11 protein-coding genes and 2 pseudogenes are annotated in these 13,091 nt (G+C 36.3%); 9 read left to right on the top strand and 4 right to left on the bottom strand.

Annotation, left to right across the window (positions count from 1 at the left end; genetic code table 11):
- Positions 1 to 440: pseudogene (locus CDZ89_RS17655) on the top strand (transposase); the annotation flags it as partial.
- 235 nt (positions 441 to 675) lie between these two features.
- Here the strand turns inward: CDZ89_RS17655 and CDZ89_RS17650 are convergent.
- Positions 676 to 906, bottom strand: a complete 231-nt coding sequence (locus CDZ89_RS17650) for a hypothetical protein (protein WP_100334121.1) — start codon at positions 904 to 906, stop codon at positions 676 to 678.
- 301 nt (positions 907 to 1,207) lie between these two features.
- On the opposite strand from CDZ89_RS17650, the gene mgrA reads away from it, so the two are divergent.
- The 5 genes and pseudogenes from mgrA (at position 1,208) to CDZ89_RS17630 (ending at position 5,549) form a co-directional block, all read left to right on the top strand.
- Complete coding sequence (gene mgrA, locus CDZ89_RS17645) at positions 1,208 to 2,203, top strand: L-glyceraldehyde 3-phosphate reductase (protein ID WP_096155696.1); 996 nt, start codon at positions 1,208 to 1,210, stop codon at positions 2,201 to 2,203.
- Positions 2,204 to 2,430: 227 nt separating this feature from the next.
- On the top strand, positions 2,431 to 3,288 hold the full coding sequence (locus tag CDZ89_RS17640) for an EamA family transporter (protein WP_100334120.1): 858 nt from the start codon (positions 2,431 to 2,433) through the stop codon (positions 3,286 to 3,288).
- 346 nt (positions 3,289 to 3,634) lie between these two features.
- A pseudogene (locus CDZ89_RS17635) lies at positions 3,635 to 3,982 on the top strand (Fic family protein); the annotation flags it as partial.
- A 279-nt stretch (positions 3,983 to 4,261) separates the two neighbouring features.
- A complete protein-coding gene (locus CDZ89_RS19795; RefSeq protein ID WP_157842783.1) occupies positions 4,262 to 4,426 on the top strand; it encodes a hypothetical protein in 165 nt (54 codons plus the stop codon).
- Between the two features lie 382 nt (positions 4,427 to 4,808).
- On the top strand, positions 4,809 to 5,549 hold the full coding sequence (locus CDZ89_RS17630) for a Fic family protein (RefSeq protein WP_100334119.1): 741 nt from the start codon (positions 4,809 to 4,811) through the stop codon (positions 5,547 to 5,549).
- 183 nt (positions 5,550 to 5,732) lie between these two features.
- Here CDZ89_RS17630 and CDZ89_RS17625 read toward each other — a convergent pair whose 3' ends face one another.
- Positions 5,733 to 7,460: an ABC transporter substrate-binding protein gene (locus CDZ89_RS17625; protein ID WP_100334118.1), complete on the bottom strand. Its 1,728-nt coding sequence runs from the start codon at positions 7,458 to 7,460 to the stop codon at positions 5,733 to 5,735.
- Between the two features lie 115 nt (positions 7,461 to 7,575).
- On the opposite strand from CDZ89_RS17625, the gene CDZ89_RS17620 reads away from it, so the two are divergent.
- Positions 7,576 to 8,799, top strand: a complete 1,224-nt coding sequence (locus CDZ89_RS17620) for an MFS transporter (RefSeq protein WP_100334117.1) — start codon at positions 7,576 to 7,578, stop codon at positions 8,797 to 8,799.
- A gap of 483 nt (positions 8,800 to 9,282) precedes the next feature.
- On the opposite strand, the gene CDZ89_RS17615 is transcribed toward CDZ89_RS17620, so the two are convergent.
- Positions 9,283 to 10,020 (bottom strand): type II toxin-antitoxin system prevent-host-death family antitoxin, encoded by a 738-nt coding sequence (locus CDZ89_RS17615; RefSeq protein ID WP_100334116.1) that lies wholly within the window; start codon positions 10,018 to 10,020, stop codon positions 9,283 to 9,285.
- A gap of 258 nt (positions 10,021 to 10,278) precedes the next feature.
- Positions 10,279 to 11,832, bottom strand: coding sequence for an ABC-F family ATP-binding cassette domain-containing protein (locus tag CDZ89_RS17610; RefSeq protein WP_100334115.1), 1,554 nt, complete (start codon positions 11,830 to 11,832; stop codon positions 10,279 to 10,281).
- Positions 11,833 to 12,227: 395 nt separating this feature from the next.
- On the opposite strand from CDZ89_RS17610, the gene CDZ89_RS17605 reads away from it, so the two are divergent.
- On the top strand, positions 12,228 to 12,680 hold the full coding sequence (locus CDZ89_RS17605; protein WP_100334114.1) for a YaiI/YqxD family protein: 453 nt from the start codon (positions 12,228 to 12,230) through the stop codon (positions 12,678 to 12,680).
- Positions 12,681 to 12,805: 125 nt separating this feature from the next.
- On the top strand, positions 12,806 to 13,078 hold the full coding sequence (locus CDZ89_RS17600; RefSeq protein ID WP_100334113.1) for a hypothetical protein: 273 nt from the start codon (positions 12,806 to 12,808) through the stop codon (positions 13,076 to 13,078).
- Positions 13,079 to 13,091: the final 13 nt, after the last annotated feature.

Here is a 13,091-nt window from a genome sequence, read left to right as displayed (position 1 = left end):
ATACGAAGATAAACGAAGATTTATATGCCTATAATAAGGATTCGGATGAATGGTTTTGTAGTCAAGGGACCTCGACCTATAGAAAGAAATATTCGAATAAAAAGAATCGACAATCAGTTATATACTACTTTGAAAAAGAAAAGTGTCGAAACTGTCCTTTACGATCAGAGTGTATACCTGCCAATAATACCGTAGGTAGAGTATTAGAGGTTAGTATCAATACACCAGAATTCTATGATTACAGCCAACAGCAGAAAACAGATGAATTCAAGGAGAAATATAAAAAGAGAGCATGCCAAGAATGGAAAAACGGCGAAATGAAATGCTTTCACGGGCTAGATCGTGCCAGGGGGTACGGTCTAAAAAGCATGTCTACACAAGCAAAACTAACTGCATTAGCAGTAAATATAAAGAGGATAGGAAAAATCCTATCCTCCAAAACAGCATAAGTGGCGTATTTAATTTACAAGAAACACCATTTTTCCTTCACTGAGAAAAAAAAATGGTGTTTTTAATATTTTTCATGCTAGAAAAGTGGACTTTTTCAGTGGTCTCGGACGGTTTCATCGGCCAGGAAAATCCTTACACTTACAACGTACTTTCATTATTTGATTGAACAGGGACTTTAACCTAATTGGATTGAAGCCCCTGACCTATCATTATGACACTGCACCATTATGCGTTCACTTTTTTAAAGGAAAGAAAGTGAGAGAACAAAAAGATGCATATGCCTAGTATAGCTATAATTAAATTTATTGTTTTTGGTTCTTCAACTGCAAAACTCTGTTGTACATATAGGAATGAGAAAAATGTATAGATTGTGATGCCAATTTTTCCAAATATAGTTGTTGATTTAAAGTAAGAAAAGAGTAGCAAGGCAACAAAAAGAACAATAATAAATAACATTTTTTCACTCTCCTTTAAAAGAGATATGCTTCTTAACTATTATGTTACAACGTTTATTGTTTGGTAATCTACAAATATTCCTAAAAGAATGTTATTTTAGAAAAATAAAATAATTAAGGAGTTATGGGGCCAGTCCCCCCGACTCGGTAAAACTTTAAAGAACTGAGGGTCAGGCCCCATTGCCTACTGCAGCCCTTTTTGATTAAATAATGCAATTAGGATAAAATTGTTCTGTTAAATCGAACGATTGCAGAACAGGTATATACCTGGGGAAAAGGCTTCGAATAAGGAGGAATGAATAATGGGATATCAACCGAATGAGCAAAGATATGAATCAATGGTTTATAATCGATGTGGTAAATCTGGTATTAAACTACCAGCTCTTTCATTGGGATTATGGCATAACTTTGGTGGAGAAGATGTCTTTGAAAATGGACGTTCTCTCATTAGAAAAGCATTTGATTTGGGGATTACGCACTTTGATCTTGCAAATAATTACGGGCCTCCACCTGGATCGGCAGAAGAAAATTTCGGGAAAATACTTCGTCAAGATTTTGAAGGGTTTAGAGACGAAATGATAATTTCTACAAAAGCAGGTTATGGAATGTGGCCGGGTCCATATGGTGATTGGGGATCAAAGAAGTACTTAGTTTCAAGTCTTGATCAAAGCTTAAATAGAATGGGATTGGAATATGTTGATATTTTTTATCATCACAGACCGGATCCAGAAACACCGCTTGAAGAAACAATGATGGCCCTTGATCATATCGTCAAGCAAGGTAAGGCCCTTTACGTGGGAATTTCTAATTATGGAATAGAGGAAACAAAGCAGGCTATCCATATTTTAAGAGAATTAGGGACTCCGTTACTTATTCATCAGCCCGCTTATTCCATGTTTAATCGCTGGGTTGAGGATGGGTTAACTTCACTGCTGCAAGAGGAAGGGGCAGGTTGTATTGCTTTTGTTCCACTTTCTCAAGGGTTGTTAACAAATCGATATATAAAGGGTATTCCTGAAGATTCACGTGCATCTAAAGTAAATAGCTTTTTAAATCGTGATGATATTACAGAAGAAGTCATTCAAAAAGTACAAAAATTAAACGAAGTAGCGCAACAGCGTAGTCAATCCCTTGCGCAAATGGCAATTGCATGGGTACTTCGTGAGCAAATGGTTACTTCTTGTTTAATAGGCGCAAGTAAAGTAAGCCAACTTGAAGAGAATGTAGCCACTCTTAATAATCTTGAATTTAGTTCAGAAGAATTACAGTTAATTGATAACATATTAAACCCCGATTAAAGAACAAGTCTAAAGCCACCAGGATGCGCTAAAGGGCCAGACACTTTGTAGCATTCATTGCTACAAGGTGTCTGGCCCTTTGCAACATTAGCTGAGGCTTTTATGTATCTTTTCAAATCCAATATCTTCCGGATAACAAGTACCCAAAATTAAGTTATAAAAACTCTACTAGGAGGTATAGTCCCTAACATGTACAGATGTTAAATGTGATATGTGGAGGTAACTATATGCGTGTTGGTGGGTTAGGATTTGTAATTTTAGCAGCATTTTTATGGGGAATTTCCGGAGGACTAGGCGGCTTTTTATTGGATATGGGTTGGGATCCCTTGGTCATCTCCTTTTATAGGGGAGCAGTGGGTTTAGTATGTATTCTTATTTGGTTCTTGTTCCAGCCGACCCGGTTGAATAAGCCGCTGCTGTTCTGGTCTATTGTTGCAGGTATTGGTGTAGCAGGGAATTTTATATTTTACTTTGTTAGTATCTCAGAGGGCAGTATTGCCGTAGCAGCAACATTGATGTATACTGCGCCCATTTTTGTTCTCCTTATTTCTTTTATTTTCCGTCTTGAACAGGCGTCATTATTTAAATGGCTGGCTATTGGTTTTGTGATGGCTGGAGTGGTATTGCTGACAGAGGTTTACAGTATTGGCTCCGATAGCATCTCGATGCTTGGACTTGTTACAGGATTAGGCGCAGGGTTATCGTATGCATTGTTTATATTTGGTTTTAAATATGCATCCAGCCATGGGCAGCCGCAAGGAATTTTAACGATTGCATTCCTTGTCTTTACAACAATAACTTTTCTTTTCATTGACCGCAGTGAAGCAGCTTCCGTCTTTTACACAACTGACTTTTTTTGGATGATTCTTTTAGGGATTTTCGGATCAGGCTTGTCATTCTTCTTGTATGTAGTTGGGTTGAAACGAACAACACCGACTTCAGCTTCCATCGTTGCAATGGTGGAACCAGTCACTGCATCCCTTTTTGGATTAATTGTTCTGAGTGAACTGCTTACAGTAACCCAGCTTGGAGGTATGGGAATTATCTTGGTGACAGTGACCATCTTAAGTTTGAAGCAGAGTTGAAAAAAGCACCTCTTTGTTTCACTAAAATATAGTACAATGAGACGGCCGACCAAATGGTTGTGGCTGTCTTTTTTCACATTAGGTATAAACAGAAACAAGAATACCATAGGCTATGGGGACAATTCCTGAACCCTGTTCTTTTGTCCACTCACAACCCACCATTTATTAGTGATGAACTGAAACTCCTGACCCCAAACACCATTTTGGACTCTATCCAAATTAGCATTATAATAAGTAATAGGCAGCGTCTAAGTCACTAATTATTGTTGTCAAAATAGAAGGTATTTTAGCCAAACTATCGAATTCTAATTTAAAATATAATCAGTCAGTGAGAGAGGTGAAGTAAATGTTCAACCAAATAGATCGAAAAAAAGCACTTCTTGATGCAAATCGACCTTTACCTAAATATACTGTCAAGAGCTTACGTGAGAAGTTATTACTTGAATGGACATATAACACAAATGCAATAGAAGGTAATACACTAACTATTAATGAAACGAAAGTAGTGTTGGAGGGAATTACGGTCGGTGGTAAAACGTTGCGTGAGCATTTAGAAGTAATTAACCACCGCGATGCGATTACTTATGTAGAGGATATTGTACAGAAGGGAGAACCTTTATCAGAGTGGCAAATTAAGAATATACATCGTCTTGTCTTAAAAGGCATTGATGATGAGTATGCGGGTGTATATCGGGCTATGGTGCGAGTCCCCCAGTTCTGTAAAACTTTAATGTACTGGGGGTCAGGCACTAGATTCAGTTTAGTTTAGCTTATATAGTAAAGCCTACTATAAGCCAGAATTCGTCAGCAGAACTCAAATAGAAGAATTAAAATTAGATTAGGACTACTAAATTAAGAGTATGTAATTACTATAGGAATATTTACTAGTTTCTAGTGCAATTATTTCTCATTAGACATAAAATAATAAAAAGATTAATAATTAATAAAATAATTACTATGAAGGAGGTATTTCATGCTAGATTTTCTAATTATCCTAGTTACAACTTTGATAATCTTAACTGCTATTGGTTATATATTAAATAAGCTTCTGGTGAATGAAGGGTTTAAAATTAAGCAATTTCTCACTATAACTTTTGCCCAAGGTTTTGTTATTACTATTCTTTTTTACTTAATGTAACTATGGAAAAAGAGAAAAGATTGCAAGGTGGACAAGGGGACAGGTTGAGGCTACTGAAAAAGTCCCTAATTTTAAAAAATGAAAATGAATGCCAAAAAACGGGGCTTCAGAATCGTTTCTAAGCGACGCTAATGTGTTTGGGAGACATAGTTGACCCCTTAAAAATCTTCATTTTTGAAAAACTATTACTTTTTCAGTGGCCTCGGACAGGTTCATTGTCCAGGAAAATCCTAACAGTATTAGAGTGGGCTTCCAGTATTTGTTTGGACATTGAACCTGTCCCTCTGTCTATTCTAATTGTTGTTAAAATAGAAGGTATTTTAGCCAAACTATCGAATTCTAATTTAAAATATATAATCAGTCGGTAAGAGAGGTGATTTAAATGTTCAACCAAATAGATGGGAAGAAGGCACTTCTAGATGCAAATCGACCTTTACCTAAATATACTGTCAAGAGCTTACGTGAGAAGTTATTGCTTGAATGGACATATAATACAAATGCAATAGAAGGTAATACACTAACCATTAATGAAACGAAGGTAGTTCTGGAGGGAATTACGGTTGGTGGTAAAACGTTGCGTGAGCACTTAGAAGTAATTAATCACCGTGATGCTATTACATATGTAGAGGAAATTGTACAAAAGGGAGAACCTTTATCAGAGTGGCAAATTAAGAATATACATCGTCTTGTATTAAAAGGCATTGATGATGAATATGCAGGCGTGTATCGAGATCAGCAAGTGTTTATTTCAGGAGCTAATCATATACCACCAACTCCTATACTCATAAAAGAAGAGATGGAAGAGTTAATGGAATGGTATGGACTTGAAAAAACGAAAATAATGCACCCGGTTACCCGTGGAGCTATGCTACATGCTAAATTTGTTGGTATTCACCCATTTATTGATGGGAACGGAAGAACATCGCGCTTGTTATTAAATTTGGAACTGATGAAAAATGGTTTTCCACCTATCGTAATAAAAGTACAAAATCGCCTAGCTTATTACGAAGCTTTGGATAAAGCACATACACAAAACGAATATGATGACTTTATTCAGTTGGTAGAAACAGAAGTAGAGGATTCATTAGACCTTTATTTAAGTGCTATTGATAAAAGAGTTTAGATATTGGTATGGCCGGATTTTGGAGTCAGGAGTTAAAACCCAACCTTACATTTAAAATAATATAAAGCAATCATTATTCACATTACTCGTCAACGTGCCAGCAGTCTGGAATAAGTTATATGAGGGACGGGGTTATAATTCTCATGCTTTCCAAATGAGAAATGTAACCCCGTCCCCGTTTTTCTAACTCGGTAACCACAACTTCGTAAAATCTAAATGTCCAAATGAGTGAGACTCCACGTCTTGGATGAGCGGATCAAGGGCACGTGTAACGATTGGGTGGTACAAAAAGAATAGTGCGAACTCTTTTTGTAAATATTGCTCCATTTCTTGCATAAGCTTGTCCCGTTCATGTTTTTCACTCTCAAACTCGAAATCTTCGAGTTTTTTATAAATGAATGCTTCTACGTCAGGATGAAACATGCGATTAAATAATAATGCTTTGTTTTTAAATGCATAGGAGAAAGCAAGGTGTTTATCAAACGACAATGCTAGCCCCATAATGAGTATATCAATATTATCCTCCATTCCTTCATCTGAAAAATCCCAGAAAGAGATAGGATGTAAGTGTATAGAAATACCGTACGTTTTCGCTTCTTTTTTCATCCACTCTGCTTCAAGGACAGCATAATAATTGTCAAAGTGATACAAATGGATTGGTTCTCCATGATAACCTGCTTCTTCAAGTAATCCGATAATGCGCTTTGCATCCTTATTCGGAGGTTTGGATCGTTCGATTTCAAAACTACTTGCTTCTTTAATTTCCATGCTTAGCTCTTGAGCCATTTTCTGGACATCAAAGAGATGATAGATTGCTTTTCGAAAAGAAGGTTGTTGAATAATGTTTTGTCTTTTCAAGTTGTACGCTAATAATCTAATACCTGCATCATTGATTTTATGATTGCTAGGTGTTATGTTCGTAGCATTTTCATCTCCGGATAAATAAACCGTTTTTGCGGCATCTTTTGTTACCTGGTAAAAATGGATCTCATCAATTAACGGGCGTTCCTTAAAGTAAGTGTCATGTGCTTCTAACACTAGTTTATGTGCGGTCCGTTCTTTTAAACGAAAAGGCCCTGTACCAATCCACTCGTACTCATTAAATTCTACATTTGCAGGCAATATGCAAAAGTTGATTGCCGATAAATAACGTAAGAAAAATCCGTTTGGCCTATCAAGGTGCATAATTACTTTATGTTGGTGTGGACATTCTACTTTCACAATATTACGTGCAAGCCAAGAGTAAGAAGGTGAGCTTGTTTTCATTCGGTCAATCGTGTAAGCAACATCTTTACTCGTTACATATTCTCCGTTATGAAAGGAAACGGACTTACGCAAGTAAAACGTCCAAACAGTATTGGTTTCGTCTGCATGAAAGTGATGGGCTAGGTGTGGGACAAAACAATCCTTTTCGCTATCGTAGCGGACAAGTGTGTCACCTAAGTATTCAATAAGGTGTGTTTCTAACGATATGGACACCTTCAAAGGATCAAGCGTTGTGATATCTCTCGCTTTAAATGTATGTAGAACATCCCTTGAATCGGAATCGTTTCGTTGAAATCCTAGTAGTTCGCGAATCTCTTTTGAAGAATTGGCAACCCAACTCTTTGGAATTGGCAAACGTAATATTTGTGCAATCAAATCTAGCTGCTCATCATTTATACACTTCTCTATGTATCTCTCGATTTCTTGTTGAAAAGAGGTTGGATATGTAAGCTTTGAGACGTTCCCTCTACCTTTGCCAGGTTGATAGGCGAGAAGATTTGATTGTTCAAGTTGACGCAAGATTCGCTTCGTATTTTTTCGAGAGCAAAACCAAATCTGATCTACCTCTTCCAATTTAAACTCGTAGTCTACTTCATTTGAATAGTGCTTAAGGTGAGCTCTTAAAGTTAAATAACGTTCATTCATTTCAGTACCTCCATAAAAGGGGACATAATTAAATATATTTTACCCTTTTTACCTCTTTTGAGAAAGTATTTAATACAAATATAGGAAATACGAGAATTTTGAAAGGGTGAAAAGGATGTTCAAACAATCGATATGGAGAGAACAGAATGCCGTTCTCTATTTTTCTGGAACGATTCTATCTAAGATAGGGGATAAGTTCTACATTATTGCGATACCATGGCTCATATATGAACTAACACAATCAGCAGCTAGTATGGGTGTTATGTTTCTAGTTCAGACACTACCGTTTATCTTTATTTCTCCTATTGCAGGGGTATTGGCAGACCGATTACCGAGAAGAACGTTACTTATTTCAAGTGCCTTACTGCAAGCGGTGTTAGTAGGACTAATCCCAATTTTACACATGCTACAAGTATTGCACATATGGCACATCTATTTATTAGGGTTTCTCGTGGCAAGTTTAGGGGCAGTTTTCTCTGTGGTGAATGCTACGGTCGTCCCTCAATTATTTCAAAAGGAAAAGTTAATAAAAGTGAATGCAACACACCAGTTCATTGACACATCTTCCGTTCTATTCGGAAGTGTGCTCGCAGGTATGTTAATCGGAAAAATTGGAGTTTACAATGTTCTTTTACTAGATGCCTTTTCCTTTATTCCAATTGCCGTTTCTATTGTATTCTTGAAGTTCTTAACAAAAGAAACGCCAACGAAAATGAGCACGAATTCTTGGGAACAGCTTCGTGCGGGAGCGAATTTCCTCTATCATCATTCGATTTTAGGACCATTCACGCTACTCATTTTAATCGTCAACATTGCCAATGGGGCCCTTATAAGTATGCTTGTCTATTTTTCACGTGAAAAATTGCTTCTTACGTCTGATCAAATCGGCTGGGTGTATGCTGGGGCAGCGGTCGCTCAAATCGTGGCCATTGCTATCGTAAACTACCAAGGAGACAAGAAAAATCCAATTCGTCTCATGTTAATAAATATCATGATAAGCGGGATAGGAATCATTACAGTTGCTTTTAGCTGGAATTGGCAAACACTATTGCTTGCTGTTGCCATTCAAAGTGCACCAGTTATTATGTTCAACGTTCTATTCAAAACAATGCGCCAAAAATTAGTTCCAACGCACATTTTTGGTAGAGTAAACGGACTAATAATGATGCTAGGACTTGGTACACTACCGCTGGCAGGGTTTTTAACTGGTATTCTCGCAGAGTTGGTTGACATTCGAAAAATATTCTTCGTACTGGGCATTTGTTCCGTAATTGCTACCATTAAATTTATGGGGTTAGCAAAGGTAGATGTAGAAGAGGAAGAAAGAGAAGCGGTATAGGGTTTGGGGGATTATAGTGATTAACAAGAAATATAGGGCTATGGTGTATATTAATTATTATACCACAATACATTAATTTGAATGTGGTGGCTTTAATTTCAAATTATTAAAAATGGAAATTAATAGATTTTGTGGTATCCTTATCTAAAATGAGTATTTAGGATTTTTTTCTATAAGATATTGTTAGGGGAGAAATTATGAAAAAAGTATTAATAGTTTTATGTTGATCTTGAAGGAGCAAAAAGATATTTGATAGAAAACACCGACTAGATTTAGGGAAGCAATTATGTAAGATAGTCTTAGAAAATTAATAAGGATCTTTAGATGCACAGAGGGACATGCCCTTTTAGCGCGTGTCCCTCTGTCCCTTTTGGAGAGCTTGTGGACAAGGGGTCAGGCTTATTGTCCAGGAAAATGCTTACAGTATCAGTAGACTTTCAGTATTGGTTTGGACAATGAATAGAAGTCCCTCTGTCCATTAAATCAACGAAAAATTTGTATCATATCGACCAATAGACCGTCAAAAATATAAGAATGGATCACTTCATTATTTTTATAAGTAAAGAAGTTAGCAATATTTTGTTCTTCAAAATGATATACAGTTACTTGCCTATTATTAGGGTTTACAATCCAATATTCCTTAACCCCACATGACATGTAGAGATCTAGTTTTTGAATAAGGTCTTTCCTTTGGGTACTCTTAGAAATTACTTCTACGATTAATATCGGAACCCCTTTATAATAATCGTTGTCGTCTAAATGATCTTCTAAGTCACAAATTACCATGAGATCAGGCTGAACAATACTTACTTGTTCTGGAGTTCTTCTTAATTCAATATCGTAAGGTGCGACGATAGGAGTGCAGGTGGAATCTTGAAAATAATTCGAAAAGATGACAGTTAACTTCGTAACGGAATATTGATGTGCAGTTTTTGGAGAAGCAAGTAAAAAAATCTCCCCATCAATATATTCATATCTTTCATCTGAATTTTGTTGTATTTGTAAAAATTCATCATAAGTTGCTCTTTTTCCGTAGCCATATACAGGTGCTATTTCTTGAATAATTTCCCTAGCGACTGTTCCTTGAACTTGATTGCAATTTTTCACAGTCGACAGTTTAGCAATTTCTGTTCCGTTCCGTGTAATAAAAATATCCTCCTGAGCAGCTAAAATTAAATACTTCCCAAAATTATTTTGTAATTCTGTAGAGCTTACCTTCACTTATATCACCACCTTAAAAATAGATAAAATAGATAAAATAGCTAATGTAGCTAATCATATTATAAAACTTCTTAAGGAGAGTGACAAGTGGAAATAGCGCTTATTAAATACTTGTAATCTTTATTAACATTAACTTTTTTTATCTATCGAATTCTTCATGCGAGTAGAGATTATGTAATCTAGCGGAATAGATAGTTACACTAAATAAAAAGGGATACCCAAGTGAATTTCTACTCTCTGGGTACCCCTTACTCTTATTTAAAACACTTTAGTCGTCCAATCCTCACAATTCCAAATATCTGTCGCAATGTCACGATAGAATTCAGGTTCGTGGGATACCATTAAGATACTTCCTTTATATGCCTTTAAAGCACGTTTTAATTCTTCTTTTGCGTCCACATCCAAGTGATTGGTAGGCTCGTCAAAAATTAATATATTCGTTTCTGTGTTTAAAATTTTACACAAACGAACTTTCGCTTTTTCCCCACCAGAAAGGACTTCGACTTTACTTTCGATATGTTTCGTCGTTAATCCACATTTTGCAAGTGCAGCACGGACTTCAGCTTGATTTAAACCTGGGAACTCGCTCCAAATCTCTTCAATACAAGTGTTGTAGTTGGCTTCTTTCACTTCCTGTTCGAAGTAACCGATGTGTTGATACTCACCACGTTCCACTTTACCCGAAATCGGATCAATCAATCCAAGAATACTTTTTAAAAGAGTAGACTTACCAATACCATTTGCACCAACGAATGCGATTTTTTGTCCTCGTTCCATTTGCAAATTAAGAGGGCGAGAAAGTGGTTCATTGTAACCAATCACAAGATCCTCCGCCTTGAAAATCCAACGACTAGCTGCACGAGCTTCTTTGAAGTTGAACTCTGGTTTTGGCTTTTCTTTTCCTAATTCAATAACGTCCATTTTGTCTAGTTTCTTCTGACGTGACATCGCCATATTACGCGTTGCCACACTTGCCTTGTTACGAGCAACGAAATCTTTCAAGTTAGCAATTTCTTGTTGTTGACGCTTAAAAGCAGACTCTAGTTGTTGCTTCTTCATTTCATAAATATTTAAGAAGTTATCATAGTCACCAACATATCGATTTAACTCTTGGTTTTCCATGTGATATATCAAGTTTACAACGCTGTTTAAGAATGGAATATCATGCGAAATTAAGATAAATGCATTTTCATACTCTTGTAAATAGCGCTTTAACCATTCAATATGTTGCTCATCTAAATAGTTTGTAGGCTCGTCCAGTAATAGAATCTCAGGCTTTTCTAGTAAAAGCTTAGCTAGCAATACTTTCGTACGTTGCCCACCGCTAAGGTCATCAACATCGCGATCAAGTCCAACACCATCTAATCCTAGACCACGAGCAACTTCCTCTACTTTTGCATTAATTTGATAGAAATCATTACTATCTAACGTTTCCTGTAGCTCTCCAACTTCTGCAAGCAGTGCATCAATATCAGCACCTTCATCACCCATTTTTCCATAAAGCTCATTGATCTCTGCTTCTGCATCAAATAGATATTGAAAAGCTGTACTCAAAGCGTCACGTATCGAAGAACCTTTTTGAAGAACAGCATGTTGATCTAAATAACCAACACGTACTTTTCGTGACCACTCCACTTTCCCCTCGTCCGGTTGTAACTTCCCAGTAACAATATTCATGAAAGTAGACTTACCTTCACCATTCGCCCCAATTAATCCAACGTGTTCTCCTTTTAAAAGTCGGAAGGACACGTCATTAAAAATCGCACGATCACCGAAACCGTGACTTAAACCTTGTACGTTTAATACGCTCATTTTTTTACCCCTCATCTAATGTCATATGTGGATATCTTACTAGATTTAGATTACTTTTTCTATTTATTTTTTATGGAAAATGTAATTGAAGTGGACAAGGGGACAGGTTTATTGTCCAGGAAAATTATTACAGATAGGGTTAACTTTCAGTATTAATTTGAATTGGTAAGGTTATACCAGTCTGCATCCAGAACAAAGAGCAGTTGATATAGCAACCTATTGTGTGGGCAATTAAACGTTCATTTGCTAACACAATTATATAAAGTATAATAAGAGAATAGAAAAATACGGCAAAAGAAAGACTCTTGTTTATTATTAAACAAAAGCCAACAGTCCCTTATATAGTAGAAAGATTAATTTAAATAGTAAGTCGACTTCTTAACAGGAGGACAAAGATGAAAATTTATGTGGATGCAGATGCTTGTCCGGTGAAAGACATTATTATTTCTGAAGCAAGGAATCTTGAAATTCCAGTTATCCTTGTTACAAGCTTTTCTCACTTTTCTAATGCAGAACAGCCATCAGGAGTGGAGACCATTTATGTTGATTCTGGAGCAGATGCAGCAGATTATCGGATTGTGAAGTTGGTGGAAAAAGGAGATATGATTGTGACGCAAGATTATGGTCTTGCATCACTAGGTTTAGCAAAAGGAGTGATCGTCCTCCACCATAAAGGATTTACATATACAAATGAAAACATTGACCAGTTATTACAAACACGTTATTTCAGTGCCATGGCTCGAAAAAGTGGACAGCGAACAAAGGGACCAAAGCCTTTTACAGCAGAAGACCGGGAGCAATTTAGGGATCTTTTTAAACAGGTTATTTCTCGTGAAAAATTAGGCTAAACTCAAGATGCAAAAAAGAAATAAATAGCTTTATGTTTTTAAAAACACAAATGCAACAACAGCTAATGAAGTAAAATAAAGAACTACATACACGATTTAAGAGCTAACTATTGGAGGTTATATAAATGGAAGAAATTAAACACTTACTATCTAAGGCTTTAAAGTCAAACAAAGAAGTAATAAAAGGCCAAGAATTCAGCGTTGAGGCACATTTGAAAAAGAGGTCTGATAATTATATTACTCTTTATGCAAATGATGTTGTTGTGGCTGTATATGATGCAGATGACCAAGATTTAAATATACTCAAACATGACTATAAGAAAGCAGTTAAATTTTTTGGTGAATGTCTGGAAGATGAGGGAATGGAAGTATATATAGATGAGGCCTTAATGGATTGATATTTTATACTGT

The sequence above is a fragment of the Bacillus alkalisoli genome (assembly GCF_002797415.1).
In the GTDB taxonomy this organism is placed as follows: Bacteria; Bacillota; Bacilli; order Bacillales; family Bacillaceae_I; genus Bacillus_CD; species Bacillus_CD alkalisoli.
Note: the sequence above shows the minus strand (reverse complement) of the source record. Positions and strands in the feature narration are given on the sequence as shown.

Bases quoted from the DNA above. Each gene is read 5' to 3' on its own strand.
- CDZ89_RS17640 (WP_100334120.1), top strand. From the start codon at position 2,431: ATGCGTGTTGGTGGGTTAGGATTTGTAATTTTAGCAGCATTTTTATGG.
- CDZ89_RS19795 (WP_157842783.1), top strand. From the start codon at position 4,262: ATGCTAGATTTTCTAATTATCCTAGTTACAACTTTGATAATCTTAACT.
- CDZ89_RS17650 (WP_100334121.1), bottom strand. From the start codon at position 906: ATGTTATTTATTATTGTTCTTTTTGTTGCCTTGCTACTCTTTTCTTAC.
- CDZ89_RS17620 (WP_100334117.1), top strand. From the start codon at position 7,576: ATGTTCAAACAATCGATATGGAGAGAACAGAATGCCGTTCTCTATTTT.
- CDZ89_RS17600 (WP_100334113.1), top strand. From the start codon at position 12,806: ATGGAAGAAATTAAACACTTACTATCTAAGGCTTTAAAGTCAAACAAA.
- CDZ89_RS17625 (WP_100334118.1), bottom strand. From the start codon at position 7,460: ATGAATGAACGTTATTTAACTTTAAGAGCTCACCTTAAGCACTATTCA.
- CDZ89_RS17630 (WP_100334119.1), top strand. From the start codon at position 4,809: ATGTTCAACCAAATAGATGGGAAGAAGGCACTTCTAGATGCAAATCGA.
- mgrA (WP_096155696.1), top strand. From the start codon at position 1,208: ATGGGATATCAACCGAATGAGCAAAGATATGAATCAATGGTTTATAAT.
- CDZ89_RS17605 (WP_100334114.1), top strand. From the start codon at position 12,228: ATGAAAATTTATGTGGATGCAGATGCTTGTCCGGTGAAAGACATTATT.
- CDZ89_RS17610 (WP_100334115.1), bottom strand. From the start codon at position 11,832: ATGAGCGTATTAAACGTACAAGGTTTAAGTCACGGTTTCGGTGATCGT.